The 14,959-nt window shown below is 54.5% G+C and carries 16 protein-coding genes; 4 read left to right on the top strand and 12 right to left on the bottom strand.

The genetic code is table 11. From position 1 onward, the window contains the following. Positions 1-4 precede the first annotated feature (4 nt). From Q0Y46_RS00370 to Q0Y46_RS00340, 7 genes are all read right to left on the bottom strand, one after another. Entirely contained in the window at positions 5-223 is a 219-nt protein-coding gene (locus Q0Y46_RS00370; protein ID WP_290956655.1) for a hypothetical protein, read from the bottom strand. 1 nt (position 224) lies between these two features. After that, a complete protein-coding gene (locus Q0Y46_RS00365; RefSeq protein ID WP_297943608.1) occupies positions 225-704 on the bottom strand; it encodes a DUF3990 domain-containing protein in 480 nt (159 codons plus the stop codon). Next, positions 701-916 (bottom strand): DUF3791 domain-containing protein, encoded by a 216-nt coding sequence (locus Q0Y46_RS00360; RefSeq protein WP_290956653.1) that lies wholly within the window; start codon positions 914-916, stop codon positions 701-703. The genes Q0Y46_RS00365 and Q0Y46_RS00360 overlap by 4 nt, the downstream gene beginning before the upstream one ends. Positions 917-1,484: 568 nt before the next feature. Continuing rightward, positions 1,485-3,392, bottom strand: a complete 1,908-nt coding sequence (sulP, locus tag Q0Y46_RS00355) for a sulfate permease (protein WP_297943605.1) — start codon at positions 3,390-3,392, stop codon at positions 1,485-1,487. A 304-nt stretch (positions 3,393-3,696) separates the two neighbouring features. Beyond that, positions 3,697-4,047, bottom strand: coding sequence for a hypothetical protein (locus Q0Y46_RS00350; protein ID WP_295678405.1), 351 nt, complete (start codon positions 4,045-4,047; stop codon positions 3,697-3,699). A 4-nt stretch (positions 4,048-4,051) separates the two neighbouring features. Next, the gene (locus tag Q0Y46_RS00345; RefSeq protein ID WP_295678404.1) at positions 4,052-4,642 is read right to left on the bottom strand and encodes a hypothetical protein; all 591 of its coding nucleotides are present in this window, start codon (positions 4,640-4,642) and stop codon (positions 4,052-4,054) included. A gap of 12 nt (positions 4,643-4,654) precedes the next feature. After that, complete coding sequence (locus Q0Y46_RS00340) at positions 4,655-5,167, bottom strand: sulfurtransferase TusA family protein (protein WP_295678402.1); 513 nt, start codon at positions 5,165-5,167, stop codon at positions 4,655-4,657. A gap of 170 nt (positions 5,168-5,337) precedes the next feature. Here Q0Y46_RS00340 and Q0Y46_RS00335 point away from each other — a divergent pair, with 170 nt between their 5' ends. Then, the gene (locus Q0Y46_RS00335; protein WP_295678400.1) at positions 5,338-6,909 is read left to right on the top strand and encodes a glycosyltransferase; all 1,572 of its coding nucleotides are present in this window, start codon (positions 5,338-5,340) and stop codon (positions 6,907-6,909) included. Positions 6,910-6,927: 18 nt separating this feature from the next. Here Q0Y46_RS00335 and Q0Y46_RS00330 read toward each other — a convergent pair whose 3' ends face one another. The 5 genes from Q0Y46_RS00330 to Q0Y46_RS00310 are packed head-to-tail and all read right to left on the bottom strand — an operon-like array spanning position 6,928 to position 11,237. Further along, the gene (locus tag Q0Y46_RS00330) at positions 6,928-7,170 is read right to left on the bottom strand and encodes a prepilin-type N-terminal cleavage/methylation domain-containing protein (RefSeq protein ID WP_295678399.1); all 243 of its coding nucleotides are present in this window, start codon (positions 7,168-7,170) and stop codon (positions 6,928-6,930) included. Further along, complete coding sequence (locus tag Q0Y46_RS00325; protein WP_297943601.1) at positions 7,161-7,532, bottom strand: type II secretion system protein; 372 nt, start codon at positions 7,530-7,532, stop codon at positions 7,161-7,163. The genes Q0Y46_RS00330 and Q0Y46_RS00325 overlap by 10 nt, the downstream gene beginning before the upstream one ends. Next, on the bottom strand, positions 7,510-8,409 hold the full coding sequence (locus Q0Y46_RS00320) for a hypothetical protein (RefSeq protein WP_297943598.1): 900 nt from the start codon (positions 8,407-8,409) through the stop codon (positions 7,510-7,512). The genes Q0Y46_RS00325 and Q0Y46_RS00320 overlap by 23 nt, the downstream gene beginning before the upstream one ends. 7 nt (positions 8,410-8,416) lie before the next feature. After that, positions 8,417-9,508 (bottom strand): hypothetical protein, encoded by a 1,092-nt coding sequence (locus Q0Y46_RS00315; protein WP_297943595.1) that lies wholly within the window; start codon positions 9,506-9,508, stop codon positions 8,417-8,419. Next, entirely contained in the window at positions 9,498-11,237 is a 1,740-nt protein-coding gene (locus tag Q0Y46_RS00310; RefSeq protein ID WP_297943592.1) for a type II and III secretion system protein, read from the bottom strand. The genes Q0Y46_RS00315 and Q0Y46_RS00310 overlap by 11 nt, the downstream gene beginning before the upstream one ends. Positions 11,238-11,522: 285 nt before the next feature. Here Q0Y46_RS00310 and Q0Y46_RS00305 point away from each other — a divergent pair, with 285 nt between their 5' ends. The 3 genes from Q0Y46_RS00305 (at position 11,523) to Q0Y46_RS00295 (ending at position 14,958) form a co-directional block, all read left to right on the top strand. Beyond that, complete coding sequence (locus Q0Y46_RS00305) at positions 11,523-12,284, top strand: transporter (RefSeq protein ID WP_295678392.1); 762 nt, start codon at positions 11,523-11,525, stop codon at positions 12,282-12,284. 165 nt (positions 12,285-12,449) lie between these two features. Continuing rightward, positions 12,450-14,294 carry a DNA topoisomerase IV subunit B gene (locus Q0Y46_RS00300; protein ID WP_297943589.1) on the top strand — a complete coding sequence of 615 codons (1,845 nt, stop codon included), beginning with the start codon at positions 12,450-12,452 and terminating at the stop codon, positions 14,292-14,294. Between the two features lie 169 nt (positions 14,295-14,463). After that, the gene (locus Q0Y46_RS00295) at positions 14,464-14,958 is read left to right on the top strand and encodes a hypothetical protein (RefSeq protein ID WP_297943586.1); all 495 of its coding nucleotides are present in this window, start codon (positions 14,464-14,466) and stop codon (positions 14,956-14,958) included. The last annotated feature ends 1 nt before the right edge of the window (position 14,959 follow it).

Here is a 14,959-nt window from a genome sequence, read left to right as displayed (position 1 = left end):
AAGGTTAGTTTATTTCCGTATCAACAAGAATCTGCACCAAGACCTTGTAATCCAGATACTGGATGCCATCTTTCCCCTGGTGGACCTTGTCTGCCAACTTGCTGCGATAATACAAGTCCATTGCCTGTTCCAGCGAACAATTCTTCACCTGCGCAAGGTGCGCTATAATGCGCTCTTCCAGGCGTTCCTGATAGACTTTTTCCAAGACATCTTCGTCTACCATTTTATACCTCTTCGCAACCCTTGTATTTCAGGACGGCATCAATAGACTTTTGCGTGATAAAGGCGATCTGGTCGTAAGTCGGATAAGCCTTTATTTCTTTCAACGTCCGCGGCATATCCCAGATACCGGAATGATACATGTCAACGACACGGAAAACCTTGTCATTTGCGACCTTGCCCATAACGATGTCGTATTTGGCATATTCTATGGAACCATCTCGGCATTCACAGACGAAATTTATCCATTCTTCCAAATCATCTGGAAATGTTTTTGTAGAAAGCGAAACCGGAATTTCAGCCATGTCATAGATATTCAGTACCGGTTTTGCCCCCTCAAGAACGTCGGCCTTCCTGTGAGCCCAGCGAACCGCCTGTTCCCGCACAGTCGTCACATAAAAGCCCTTGCCAAAATCCAGCGGCCGGAACGAATGCTCCACATCCGGTTTATCAACGACAATTGTTGATCCATGATAGACAATCATATTGCCACCTTGCGTACTTTCAGGTATTCTTCAATGTCGTTGACAACAAAATCAGTGCTTTGCGTATGCAGAATCTCGTAATTGGGCACAAGGAACTTTTGAATGCAGCCGGAAGCAGCCAGCTTTTGATAGACAAAAGACGGGAAACGGTTCCACTTGTTCGCGCAAGCGTGAATCATATACACTACAAATTCAAAAGATTCTTGGATCATTGCCTATAATATATAAAAAACAGTTTGTAACTACACTCAAATAGCTTGTCGCCCTACTGCAAAGAACAGGGCTTCTCATTCAAACATGCTGGGCAGGTGCCAACCTGCAGGGCACACGTCTCGAACATTGCCTTCACCGAGGTTGCAATATTGTTTTCTGCATTATGCGGCCCTTTTTAAAAGGAGATCCCCGCCTACGCGGGGATGACAAGGGTGCGTGTGGTACAAAAAAAATCGGCATAGGCGTTGCCGCCTATGCCGAACCTCCCCATAAAGAAAGCCTATGCTTCTCTTTAGGAAATCGTAGATAAGAGGAGCAGCGTGACCCCGGAGCACACAACTATAAACTTCACAATAAAGTAATCCGAGACATACACCGTTTCATTGTTGAGTTTCATAGTTATACCCTCCATCCTTACGTTACATAAGATATAAACTATCGAGGGACAATCCAAGTAAGCGAAATCACAATGAGATTTAAGTCACACGCGCTGTATAGCAGAAAGGGCGCGGGATGCGCCCTTCTTACCTCATGACATAAATTTGTAAGAAACTAATTTGAGAAATATCACTTTTTCTCTTCTTCAATCTTACGTACAGGTTCATCGAGCATGCGTTCGGCGATGACTTCAGGAGTTTCTTCGGCAATCGCGGCGTTCGATTCTTCGGGCATCCACGGCTTGTCAAGGCTCTTTTCCCAAGAGACTGTAGGCGCTTGCTGCACTTCGTGCGAAGTATCAACAATGGGGAGGCCCAAGAGTTCGCGAGCACGGTTGAGAGCCGCATCAATATTACCAAGAGCATTCTCTTCGCCGAGCTGTTTCAAAACACCAGCGCGAGTCAGCGCCACCACGGGCTGGGCATGCACGCCGGAAAGCAGCAGCTGCGTGCCTTCGCGGTTGCAGCGGTTGAGCAAGTCTTCAATCATCTGGATACCGGCAGCATCGATACTCGAGACACTGCGCATGCGCAAAATGAGAATCTTCGGCTTGTCGGAGATGCGCGCCATCGTATCCTTGAACTTGTCGACCGCACCGAAGAACAGCGAGCCAGCAAGTTCGTAAACCACCACGCCCTTCGGCACTTGACGGCTGAGTTCGTTGTGGGCTGCTTCTTCGTCGTCTTCCTTGAGGGCCGATGTCACCGTTTCCATTTCGGACACGTCGCTCATGCGTTTGATGAACAGCACAGCAGCCAAAAGCACGCCCACTTCGATTGCAATAGTAAGATCGATAATGACCGTGAGGAAGAATGCGACGAGCATCACAATCACGTCGCTCTTGGGGGCCTTGAACATCTTGATGAAGCTGCGGTAGCCACACATATTGAAGGCCACCTGGAACAGCACGGCGGCAAGGGCTGCCATCGGAATCATTTCAGCATACTTGCCGAGCACAAGCATGATGAGCAAGAGCACAATCGCATGAACAAGGCCCGAAATCGGACTCACGGCACCGTTACGGATATTGGTCGCGGTACGGGCAATGGCGCCCGTAGCAGGAATGCCACCGAACATGGGCGAAAGCACGTTTGCCACACCTTGGCCAAAGAGTTCGGTATTGGAGCGGTGCTTGGTAGAGGTCATACCGTCGGCCACCACAGCCGAAAGCAAAGATTCAATTGCACCGAGAATCGCAATCGTCAAAGCGGGCTGGAAAACCTTCTGCATCATTTCGAGGCTGATGTTCGGCAGGTGCGGCACCGGAAAACCACTCGGGATGTGGTTTTTCATGCCAATCGTCACCACGCCATGACCCGTCACCGGATCGTCCCAGCCGAGCACCTTCACGAGCACGGTCGCAACGACAATCGCAATCAGCGAGCCGGGCACCTTCGTGGTGACTTTCGGCCACAGGATGCAAACGGCAAGCGCCACAAGGCCGACAATGACAGCATATATATTAATGGTATCAAAGGAGGTCACATAAAGCTTGATTTTACCGACCGCATCGGCAGGGTCCTTTGCCAAGAAACGGAGACCGAAGAAATTCGGGACCTGGCCAAGCGCAATGATGATGGCGATACCCGCGGTAAAGCCGACGGTCACCGGATACGGGATGAACTTGATGATAGCACCGAACTTCGCGATGCCGAAGATAATGAGCAAGATGCCCGCCAAGAGGGTCGCCGAGGCAAGGCCGTCGTAACCGTACTGGCTCACGATGCCGTAGACAATCACGATGAAGGCGCCCGTGGGGCCACCAATCTGGAAGCGGGAACCGCCCAAAAGGGAAATTGTGAAGCCCGCGATAATCGCGGTGTAAAGGCCCTGTTCCGGACCCACGCCCGAAGCGATGGCGAAAGCGATGGCGAGCGGGAGCGCGAGGATACCCACGATAAGGCCCGACATGAGGTCGCTCACGAGATTTTTCTTGGTGTAACCCTTGCGGACTGTGCGGAACAGTTCCGGGGTAACAGTCGCTTTTACGCCAGCGAGGAAACTCTTGAACGATTCCTTGGCATGGATATTCTGCATTTAGACACTCCTTCAATCAAGCGCGCCCAAATTTAGAAAACTTTACAAACCCCGTTAAGGGGGAGGAAGAAAAAAGTAATGTGGAATGAGTTATGAGTTATGAGTTATGAGTTTTGAGTTTTGAGTTATGAGTTTTGAGTAACGAGTCGGTGCTACACACCTTTGAGTTTCAATAATCTCGCCCTCAGCACCAAATTATATACTCACAACTCACAACTGACAACTGGCAACTGACAACTGGCAACTGACAACTGACAACTCACAACTGATGACTTTCCACACATTGCACATCACGGCGAAGCCGCTACAGCAGTCCCTTCTTGGCGGAGCGCATGAGGTTCTTCACCTGCTTGTTGCTAAGCTGCGGTACATCGGCATCGCGTTCACGGCGGGACTTGGGGGCGCAATCTTCGCAAAGGTGCTTGATAACCACGCCAAAGCTTGCTGCGCCATCGACGACATCGGTCTGGCGGGAACGATACGACCTGAGCAGCGCCTCCTTATGGCACTTGTCACAAATTCCCATCTTCGGGGCCGCCGGTTCGTGGCGACGCTGGGATGAAGAATTGTCGCGGGCGCGTTCTTCCGAATTCATGGCCCAAGCCCTAGCCTGGGCAGCGTTCTTGGATGCAAAACGATCGTCAAATAAGCTCATGGGGTTATCCTCTTTTTACTTCCTTTAATATACATTCTTGCAGGAACAATGCCATCAGCATATTGCCCAAAGAGGTCGAAGAACCGTCCTCATTGTAAAGGGAACGGGCAAATTTGCCTCTTTCGGCCTGTTTTTCCCTAAATTCGGCGGCATGCCGAGCAAAATCCCATACCGAGACGCGCTGCGGAGAAAGCGAAGCAAAGCCCCGCACGACATCGTTCAAGTAAGCGACCTCAAAACGGGCCTCCGGGAACATGTCTTCCGGGATAGTCAAAAAATGGAGACTCCCCTGCGTCTTGTTCACGAGCCGCTCCACGAGCGCCCCATAAGTCTTGGCCACAGCCTCCCCATTACCACCGGCACGGCGGAGTTCACGGAGCCCGAGCCCCATGACAAGGCGGCCAGCCTTCTTGCCGATGATATCAGAGGCAAGCCGCGCCAGGAACAGCGGAATCGACTGCGGGGCCGGAGCATTGATATAGAACTGGATCGGGAGATTCGCCTCGCGGCACAGGATTATCTCGGCAGCATGGTTCGCCGCCTCGCCCTGTTCGCCCATCAGTTCGTCACCTATAATTAAAATCCTATTTTCCACACTGAAAATCTACTACATGGAACCGCGTTTGACCACCGTAATTTCCCAAAAATTTGCTTTTTTTTCTCGAAAAACGACATTGTGCCCATCCGCGACCAGTGCCTGCGGCACATTCTCGATGGGGGAACCTTCGTCGAGCGCAATCTTGATGCGGAACCCCTCCGGCAACCCCGCGAGAGCAAGACGCGCCCTCACCGCATTGCCCGGGCAAACCACGCCCCTCAGGTCCAAGTACTCCGGAAAATCCACCGAAATAGCCTCGGGCAGGGGTAATTCTTTAGATTTTTCACAAAAATCGGCAATTTTTTCGGCATAATCCTCGGGATGGGTCGCCCACTCCCCCACGTCGTAACCGCAATGCGACGACAAGAAAATGTAAAACGCAGCCTCCTTCGAGAGCACACGCCCCCGGCACCGGCGCAACCATTCGGCACAGGCAAAGCCTAAAAGGTCGACCAAGGACTCACCAAAACCATTTTTTCCTCTATTCGATTCAATCCAGTTGAGCAAAGGCGTTTTCGACATCATTTTCTCGTTTTGTCAAGGGTTTAATTTGTAAAAAAATAAAGGCACTTTAAGCATTTTTATTGCATCATTATTATTTGTACAAAAATTACATCCCGAATGTAGCAAAGTTTGACAATGGTTTCTATATTTGGCCCCAAGCATACAAATGTGCAAAGGTTTTTTATAGAATGAGTACTGTTCTTCTATACGCAATGTTTGTCGTCTACGTTATCGCGGGCGTAGGCTTGGTCATATACGGGTTCAGCTGTTACTACAGCATTTATCTCTTCCTGAAGAATAGCCGTCATACACGACTCAGCGACAAGAAGGCCATTCTCAAGTTCTACCGCGAACACTCCATCAACGAACTTCCGCAAGTCACTACCCAGCTCCCGGTATTCAACGAAGCCAACTGCGTCGAGCGCCTTCTGGACGCCGTGTGCGCCATCGACTACCCCAAAGACAAGCACGAAATCCAGGTGCTGGATGACTCTACCGACGAATGTTACGAAGTAGCCAAGAAGAAGGTCGCCGAACTGGCAGCCAAGGGCTACGACATCAAGCTCATTCACCGCACGAACCGCGCCGAATTCAAGGCCGGTGCCCTCAAAGAAGCCATGGCTATCGCAAAGGGCGAATTCCTCGCTATTTTCGATGCGGACTTCGTCCCCGAGAAGGACTTCCTCCTCAAGACCATCCCCTACCTGGTGATGGACGAAAAGATTGGTTTGGTCCAGGGCCGCTGGGGCCACTTGAACCGCACCGAATCCGGTTTGACGCTCGCCCAGTCCATCGGTATCGACGGACACTTCGTGGTGGAACAGTCCGCCCGTAGCTGGGGCAAGCTCTTCATGAACTTCAACGGTACCGCAGGCGTATGGCGCAAGCAGGCCATCTACGACGGCGGTGGTTGGGAAGGCGACACGCTCACCGAAGACATGGACCTTTCTTACCGTTCCCAGCTTGCCGGTTGGCGCATGAAGTTCGTCTTCGACGTGATCGTCCCGGCCGAACTCCCCAACGACATCAACGCGTTCAAGGCTCAGCAGTTCCGCTGGGCAAAAGGCTCCATTCAGACAGCCATCAAGATTTTGCCGCGCGTGCTCAAGGCCAAGGTTCCTCTCCGTGTCAAGATTGGCGCCATCCTCCACACGACGCACTATTCGATTCACCCCTGCATGTTGTTTACCGCCCTTTGCGCATGGCCGTTGCTTGCCTTCTTTGAACCGGTCGCACACATCCCGGGCTGGGGCTACACCATCGGGTTCAGTTTCATTTTCCTCGCCGCTATCGCTCCTTCTGTTCTTTACTTTGTTGCCCAGCGCTGCTCCGGTTACACCGGTTGGAAGATTCGCCTCTTGAGCCTCCCCATCCTCATGGCTCTGGGTGTCGGCATTGCAGTGAGCAACTCCCGCGCCGTGTTCTCGGCAGTTATCGGTACCAAAGGTAGTTTCGTCCGCACCCCAAAGAGCGGCGGATCCAAGAAGAAGGCCAAGAGCCACTATGCCCAGAAGTTCCCGTGGCAAGCGATTGTCGAATTGGGCGTGGGCGTGTACTGCATCTTCGGTCTTCTCGAATACATCGGCGCCCAGAAGTTCATCATCGGCCCGTTCCTCGCCCTGTATTCTGTCGGCTTCCTTTCTGTGGGCGTGCTGAGTTTCATGCACTTCGTGAGCAACTTGGTCGAGATGCACAAGGCCCGTATCGAGGCCAAGAAAAAGTCCGCCAAGATTTCGACCGAAGAGGTAACCGTCCTCTAATAGGTCGGACCAAGAGGGTCAGTTCGGGCGAGTCATCCGGCTCGCCCTTTTATTTTTCCCGGTTTTGATCAAGCGAATTCCCTGTTGAGACTGCTGTATGCTCCGGACAAGCGCAACCGATTCTTCGCCGTAAGCCTTCACCGATAGATTGAACGTACGAGCGCTCGCCCCCAAAAACGCATAGGCGGACAAGACGACGATGGATGCCGCAGCCATGGCGACCATCATCTCGATTAACGTAAAGCCCGACTTCAACGACAATAGACAAGCCTCCTCAGCCGGACAGGGCCGGGCAACAGACTCACCGGAACCGAGGCGGCCTCCACAGACAGCCACAGCATCCCCACCCTTCCTGGCAGCACGGTCTGCCCCACAGATAAAATAACATTCTGTTCCCGGGCAACCACAAAGTTCGTATCTAGGCACCGAGGGGGCTTTGCAACAGCCATTTCCACGTAGCCCGTAGCGGCGACAAGCGCCATTGCCGCGGCCCGTTCCCGAGCCCGCATTGCATGGAACGCACGGAAAAATTGCCCTGTAGAGGCAACGAAAAAAGAGAACACACACAAGGCGACAAGGACTTCGACCAACGTAAAGCCTCTATCTCGACATTTTCTGTTCAAACGCAACGGGAACCCCCTGCACGTAAATAGGGAAAAGGGCACCCGCAGAATCCCACCGCGCCGTAGATTCTACATCCATGTGCCCGTTGGGAGCGGCCAAGACGCCCTCGATTTTCGCATGGCCTTGTACCAACACATCTGAAATAGAAGAACCCATAGCAAGGATTACACTAGGGAACGATGCTGTCGCCTTCCCGGAAAAAGTCACACCCATGCGACCCCAGACATGCCCGTGCAACGTTGCAGAACCCTCCACCCGCACAATCTCCCCGCTGTAGATTTCGACCCAGTCGGAATTAAAGAGTCCACTCACGGTAACAGGCCCTTCCGCATACACAAGCAGCGTATCCACGTGGAGTTTGCCCTTGAACAAGGCGGAGCCCTCCACGTAAAATGCGGCCCGCCCAACATGCCCATCCGCATCGAACGTAAGGTCCCCCGCCTCGATTCTGTATTCCATGTTCACCTCCGGCCTAAAGAAGCGTCGGTTACCCGAGAGCCGCCGAGCATGTGATTCAATGCGTTCACGCAATCCCTGCCGGTACAGCTCGGCACCGTCGGCCCATTCCGCATAGCGGGGCCACGGAGCCTTCGCACGCGACATCCCGACAAGGAGCGTCATGCGCCCATTCTCTACTGGAGTAGACCACATTCCCCACGGTCCCAGTTCCCCTTGCGATACGGGTGGCAGGCTATCGAAATACCCCGACGGGAACCCTGCGAGGCTCGCCAGCAGGGCTGATTCCGCCCGGTAGACCTCGGCGACGCTTTCCGCCTTGCGGTGCGCATACCGCGAAACAGCAAACGGCATGCGCAGAAGCCCCGACAGCATCAGCGTAACCACCAGCGCGACCCCGAGGACTACCGAAAGCACCATTCCCCGCTTACTCCTCATGTGACACAACCACCCTTTTCCCACCGCATTTGAGGAACACTCCATCGCGACCGACGGAATCCACGATGAACGCCCCGACAGAATCGCCGGGGCGGTACCAACCCAACATTCCCCCGACATCTCCCTGGAAAAGGACGCCCTGTACGACGCTGCGCAACTTGAGCGGCGGAGCGGCACACTTCGCTTTGAAATCAGATTTATAGTGCGGCCCACGATGAAAGCGGGATATTTTGTGCAAGCGAGCCCGATACAATGTATCCCGGACTTCATCTGCGGCAGGCACAAGCGCGGGCGGGTCTGCCAGCGCGATATCATAAGGCTCATTTTGGTCATAGCCCTCTGCAAAAGGACCATTGCAAAACAAGGCCGCAAAAGAGCCCAGCGTACAAGAAATCACCGCCACAATCAAAAATGCGAGTGCGGCCCGCCGGGCAAGCGGGCGCACCCTCGGGGCATTGTCCAAGTCCAGCCCCCGCCAGAACGGATCCCGCGCGGCCCTGCGGAACTCCCCCTGCATCGTTGCCGGGTCCACCCGCTCCCGGAATTCACTGTACGGGCAACCCCGGGCCAAATACTCGTCACGGGCTAGGAATTGCCGGAACCGCTCCATTCGCTCGGCATAGGCTCTACCGCCGAAGCCATCTTCATAGCCTTCCTCTTCGGACCAATGGCAAAGCCTCCCCTCGCAAAGCACGAGTAACACCAAGCGACTTCCACACAAGAACGAAAATAGCGCATTCCCGTGCGTGGCATCGCTACTGCGGATAATGCGGTCGGCCATTCCGTACAGGGCGATTCCCTCGGGCAATACGCGGTCGAACTTCCGACGCATTCCGTCGACAGGCGCAGCCGCCACCGCAACAAGGTAACGCACCTTCCTTCCCGAATCCCCGTTGAAGGCGACCATTTTCCAAAAGCAGGGGCGGCCGCGGCCAGACGACTCCGGAAATTCCCGCGCAAACTCTTCGCGGAGTCGGGCCTCCCCGGGTTCATCGTTGAACGGCACCGACACTTCCCAAGTAAACAAGGAAGCCCCGACACCGCCCACGCGCTCCAGCGCAACGACCAGCCTACGGAACATCGGAGCCTCCCGCAGGTGAGAGCTCCACTTCAGGCGTTATGAAGATAGCCAGTTCGCTCAGTTCGTCTTGCGTGGACGTATAACTGAAAAGCCGCCCCACCAGCGGGAGACTCCCCAAGAACGGCACGGCCGTGCGCACTTCCGACTTGTTCTTGCGCATCAGACCGCCGAGGCAGAGCGTCTCCCCGTTGCGCAACACCACGGATGTCTTGAGGTTCCGCGTACTGATGTCGCGCGGGCCGTCACCGGAGCTCCGCCCGGCCGTCTTGATTTCGGGCGACACCTCCAGCGTGATACTCCCCTCCCGCGTCACGACAGGCGTGAGCTCCAACGAAATCCCGTCGTTGAACGAGCGGTAATCCGTAATCGGATAACCGTCCGCCGAGACTTGGCTCACCAAGTAATAGACCGTATTCGTCACGTTCAGCTCCGCCTTGCTCCCGTTCAGCGTCGTAAGCCTCGGACGCGCCAGCACCTCGGCCATGTTGTTTTCCTCAAGGCTCGCAAGTTCCATCTCGAAGCGGTCCGGCAAGAATCCGACCTTCCCAAACGCCCCCGACTTCGACAAGTCCTTCCCCAAAAAATCAAAGAAACCCCGGAACCCGATATCCCCCGCAGCGGTCTTCCGAGCGTTCCCACCTCGCAAGCCAATCTCGAAATTCTTGCTGCGCTTGATCTCCACGATGATGCACGAGAGCGTCACCTGGAGCGCCGGCAGGTCCACCTGCACCAGGAGCGATTCGGCCATCGCGATTTCTTCTGGCACGCCACCCAGGAGCAGCGCGTTCTGTTCCTTGACCTCGGCGGCAACGAAACTATTCCCAGGCATAAACTTCGAGAGATGCGCAAGCGCCTTCTCCGAATCGATATACTTCAGCGGATAAAGGCGCGTCTGCGAAAGCGCATTGCGCACCCCCGTTTCGGCTACGAACAAATTTGCAGAATCCAGCACATAGGCGTAGCGACTCCCCCGGAATACCGCCCCGACGAGATCCCGCAGCGGAACGCGGTCAAACTTGAGGCGCACCGGCTCCTGCATGTCGCCGTACATCGCGAGGTTCAACCCGGCAGCCGCCGCGATCTCGCGCAGGACGCTCGCCAAGGGGACTGCGGCTAGGTCAACGGAATACAGGGAATCGTCGCGGAACACGGACGCGCTTTCTGGACCCGCCCGGTCGCGGCGTACCGACACCCGCAAGCAACCACCCTCGGAGCGCACAGCAAACCCCTGCGACTCCATCAGCGCCCGGAACGCCGCCACGGCGGGCATGTTCCTCAGCCGCCCCGACACCTTGCCCTGCACATCAGGTTCCACAAGGATATTGAGCCCCGTATTCGCGGCATACTCCGACGTAAACTCAACCACGTCCTTCTCCTTCACGGTCAGCGAAACACCGGAATCCGACACCGCGAACTCAGATTCGCCACGCTCTCGGACGCGGCGGATATACAACACACGGCCGTCCTTGACCACCTCGAGGCCGTGCGCCCCGCAAATCGCGGAAAGCCCCTCCAGCAGCCCCACGCTGTCGAGGTGCAGCGTCACCGGCACCTCGGCCCCCTCGTCAACGACGATGGGCGTATCGTACGCCAGCGAGAGGCTGCGCGCCACGTCCGAAAGCGTGGCATCGACAAAATCAAGCGATACGGTGCCAGTACGCGCAGGAACATCGCGCGACGGTGCACACCAGCCCCCGACGGGGCCGAAGATACATAGGAAAAGAACCACTAATAGAAAACAAGCCGCAGCAAGCGGCGGCGTACACCCAGAACACACAAGGGGCCTCCTAGAAAAAGCATACCCGCCGTGACCGTTGGAGGCCGGCAGCCCCTGCCCGGGATGTACAAATGCACCCGAAAGTGCACAGGACATTCGCCTGATTGGCGATTAATATACAAAAAACGGCGAGAAAGTTCCACTATTTGCGCTATATCACACCCATCTTTTCAAATCTTCCAAAAAACATTCATTTTTGTTAGATTTTAGTTATAAACAACAACCAAAAGAGACACTATGCTAAAGAAAATCATCCTCGCCACCGCTCTCGTGGCAACCGCATCCTTCGCAACCTGGGACAAATTCCCGGTCCTCAACACCCACAATGGACAGGTCAAAATCGGCGAAGTCTACGGCATGCCGAGCGATGACGACAGCATGGACGACATTTACGCTGGCGTACGCTTTACCATCATCCAGAACTTGGAATTGGGAACAATCTTCAAATACAGGGTTTTCACCGACAACAACGGAGTTGACGGCCCCGACGGCATCTACAACCTCCCGATTATGGTCCGCTACCAGTTCATGCCCATTATGAACGCCTTCTTGGATGTGAGCCTCCCCATCGGCGAAGAATCTATTGGCCAGAGTGACGGTTTCGGCTTCCACTTTGGCGCCCAGTTCTCCCAGAAATTCGGCATCTTGAACTTCGGCTCCGAACTCGGCCTTCTGATGGAAACCAGAGGCGACGACAAGACGACTCCGCCCTGGACCCTTAACCTCGGTGTGGAAGGCGATTTCGAAGTGACCCAATTGCTGACCCCGTATATTGGTATCGATCTGCTTATGTACCTCGGCAAGAAAACCATTGACGGCGACAACGTCGGCGAAAACAGGACTGGCGACCTCTCTGTGGCCCCGTACCTCGGCATTGTCTTTACGTTCAGCAAAATGTTCTCTCTTGACTTCTCTGGCAAGTTCCAGTTCGGCGAAGACTTCTATGGTTACGACGACGTCCAGATGTATTACGACCTCCATCTGAACATCAACTTCTAATTCTACTCCCAAAAAGGCATTTTCTAGGCTGTGTTCGCAAGACACAGTCTTTTTTATGTTAAAAATCAGTGAACGTAAGTGCACTAGCTGAAAATTTTCTATATTGTTCCCTGTCCGGGGAAATTGCCGACAGGGCCCTCCCCGCAAAAAGTTTAAAGGATTCCCATGGTAGCGAACAACTATACCGAAGAAAGTATCAAATCCCTCGAATGGCACGAACACATCCGGCTCCGCCCGGGTATGTACATCGGCAAACTGGGCGACGGCAACAGCCCCGACGACGGTATTTACGTTCTGGTCAAGGAAATTATCGACAACTCCATCGACGAATTCGTGATGGGTGCCGGCAAGAAAATCGAAATCGACATCGAAGACCGCTCCGCCAGGGTCCGCGACTACGGGCGCGGCATCCCTCTGGGCAAGGTTATCGACTGCGTTTCCAAGATTAACACCGGCGGTAAGTACGATTCCGAGGCGTTCCAGAAATCCGTCGGCTTGAACGGCGTAGGTACCAAGGCCGTGAACGCACTTTCGACCAAGTTTATCGTAAAGAGCTTCCGCGACGGCCGCATGAAGCAGGCCGAGTTCTGCCGCGGCGTCCTGATCAAGGAATACAGGGAATGCGCCACCAACGAGAAGAACGGCACCGAAATCTATTTTGAGCCGGATGCGGATATCTTCAAGAACTACCGCTACCTCCCGGCCTACATGGAAGAGAAGGTCTGGAACTACGCCTACCTGAACAACGGGCTCACGCTCGTCATGAACGGCAAGCCCTACACGAGCCCGAACGGCCTTCTGGACCTGCTCCAGAAGCACGTGGACGATTCCATCCGCTACCCCGTCATCCACTTCAAGGACAAGGATATCGAATGCGCGTTCACGCACGGTAACCAGTACGGAGAACACTACTACAGTTTCGTGAACGGCCAGCACACCACCCAGGGCGGTACCCACCAGCAGGCATTCCGCGAAGGCATCGTCAAGGGTGCGCGTGACCACTTCAAGAAAGACCTGGACCCCTCCGACGTTCGCAACTGCATCATCGGTGCCATTTCCGTGCGCATCCAGGAACCGGTTTTCGAATCCCAGACCAAGACCAAGCTCGGCTCCACGACGGTCGCCCCCGGCGGCGCGCAGCTGCGTACCTGGGTCGTTGACTACGTCGCAAGCCAATTCGACAACTACCTGCACAAGAACCCCGAAACCGAGAAAGCGCTTCTCAACCGCATCAACCAGAACGAGCGCGAACGCAAGGAAATCGCAGGCATCAAGAAACTCGCGAACGAACGCGCCAAGAAGGCGAACCTGCACAACCGCAAGCTCCGCGACTGCAAGGTCCACCTCACCGACACCAAGAACGCGCTCAACCGCGAATCCATGATCTTCATTACCGAGGGTGACTCTGCATCCGGTTCCATCACCAAGGCAAGGAACGTGCAGACCCAGGCCGTATTCAGCCTGCGCGGTAAGCCTCTCAACAGTTTCGGCATGACAAAGAAGGTCGTGTACGAGAACGAGGAATTCAACCTGTTGCAGCACGCGCTCGACCTCGAAAACGGGCTCGAGAATCTGCGCTACGACAAGGTGATTATCGCGACCGATGCCGATGTGGACGGTATGCACATCCGCCTGCTCCTGATGACCTTCTTCCTGCAGTTCTTCCCGGAACTCGTGGAACAGAAGCACCTCTATATCTTGCAGACCCCGCTATTCCGCGTGAGGAACAAGAAGGAGACCCGCTACTGCTACGACGAATCGGAAAGGGACAAGGCCGCAAGCGACATCGGCAAGACGGACCTCGAGATTACCCGATTCAAAGGTCTCGGTGAAATCAGCCCCGAAGAGTTCGGCCAGTTCATCGGCGAAGACATGCGTCTCGAAACCGTGAACATTCCGCCCGACGCAAGCCTCGGCAAGATGCTCGAATATTACATGGGCAACAACACGCCCGCTCGTCAGGAACACATTGTGCAGAACCTCCACGCGAACGCCGTGGAAGAACTCTAACAAATCATTTCCCGATATTATCCGCCGCCGGGGTTATCGCCCCGCGGCTTTTTTTTCATTTCGTCAACTCATTGTCCATCAAGCCGTTAAGGCAACCAGCGCAAGCAAAAGGTATTTTAGATGCCATTTTCTTCGTTTTTAAGGGCTTTTTTTATTATCTTTGTCATGTATGGTACAAATGAGTCAGACATCGTGGCAAGACTTTTCCCTGGCAGACGTTAAGGAAATCCTCACATTCGCCCCCCTGAACCTGGCTATCGGTGCCAACCCCGTTTTACACTACACCCTCCCCAAAGAACTTGTCGCTGGCGAAAAAATCAAGTACACCATTGTCGCCGGGTTCAAGATTATTTCTTGGACAGGCATCATCGGTGCCGTCACCGGCAATAAGCTGATGGTCCGTCTCGAAAAAGGCCCGTTCCGCGGCTTCACGGCAACGCACTGGTTCGAAGCCGAAGGCGGCTTCACTGCCTGCTGCGACGAGTTCACGTTCCAGGGTTTTACCGACATTTCGGAAAGCGAATTCAAGGACCTGATCGACAAGACGCACGTCATCTACGCACTGAGGTCCCGCAAGGCAGCCCAAGAAATCGAACTCGCTGTCGAAGCGAAAAAGCAGACCCAGTCTTTCGAAAGCCTAGATTCCAGCGCAACCGCGGGGTAGG

Origin of the sequence: uncultured Fibrobacter sp. (assembly GCF_947305105.1) — a bacterium.
Classification (GTDB): domain Bacteria; phylum Fibrobacterota; class Fibrobacteria; order Fibrobacterales; family Fibrobacteraceae; genus Fibrobacter.
The sequence above is the reverse complement of the archived record's forward strand: the minus strand, read 5'-3'. Positions and strand labels throughout refer to the sequence as shown.

Bases quoted from the DNA above. Each gene is read 5' to 3' on its own strand.
- Q0Y46_RS00315 (WP_297943595.1), bottom strand. From the start codon at position 9,508: ATGTTCCGTAGGCTGGTCGTTGCGCTGGAGCGCGTGGGCGGTGTCGGG.
- Q0Y46_RS00350 (WP_295678405.1), bottom strand. From the start codon at position 4,047: ATGAGCTTATTTGACGATCGTTTTGCATCCAAGAACGCTGCCCAGGCT.
- sulP (WP_297943605.1), bottom strand. From the start codon at position 3,392: ATGCAGAATATCCATGCCAAGGAATCGTTCAAGAGTTTCCTCGCTGGC.
- Q0Y46_RS00370 (WP_290956655.1), bottom strand. From the start codon at position 223: ATGGTAGACGAAGATGTCTTGGAAAAAGTCTATCAGGAACGCCTGGAA.
- Q0Y46_RS00305 (WP_295678392.1), top strand. From the start codon at position 11,523: ATGCTAAAGAAAATCATCCTCGCCACCGCTCTCGTGGCAACCGCATCC.
- Q0Y46_RS00360 (WP_290956653.1), bottom strand. From the start codon at position 916: ATGATCCAAGAATCTTTTGAATTTGTAGTGTATATGATTCACGCTTGC.
- Q0Y46_RS00365 (WP_297943608.1), bottom strand. From the start codon at position 704: ATGATTGTCTATCATGGATCAACAATTGTCGTTGATAAACCGGATGTG.
- Q0Y46_RS00300 (WP_297943589.1), top strand. From the start codon at position 12,450: ATGGTAGCGAACAACTATACCGAAGAAAGTATCAAATCCCTCGAATGG.
- Q0Y46_RS00295 (WP_297943586.1), top strand. From the start codon at position 14,464: ATGGTACAAATGAGTCAGACATCGTGGCAAGACTTTTCCCTGGCAGAC.
- Q0Y46_RS00340 (WP_295678402.1), bottom strand. From the start codon at position 5,167: ATGTCGAAAACGCCTTTGCTCAACTGGATTGAATCGAATAGAGGAAAA.
- Q0Y46_RS00335 (WP_295678400.1), top strand. From the start codon at position 5,338: ATGAGTACTGTTCTTCTATACGCAATGTTTGTCGTCTACGTTATCGCG.
- Q0Y46_RS00320 (WP_297943598.1), bottom strand. From the start codon at position 8,409: ATGGTGCTTTCGGTAGTCCTCGGGGTCGCGCTGGTGGTTACGCTGATG.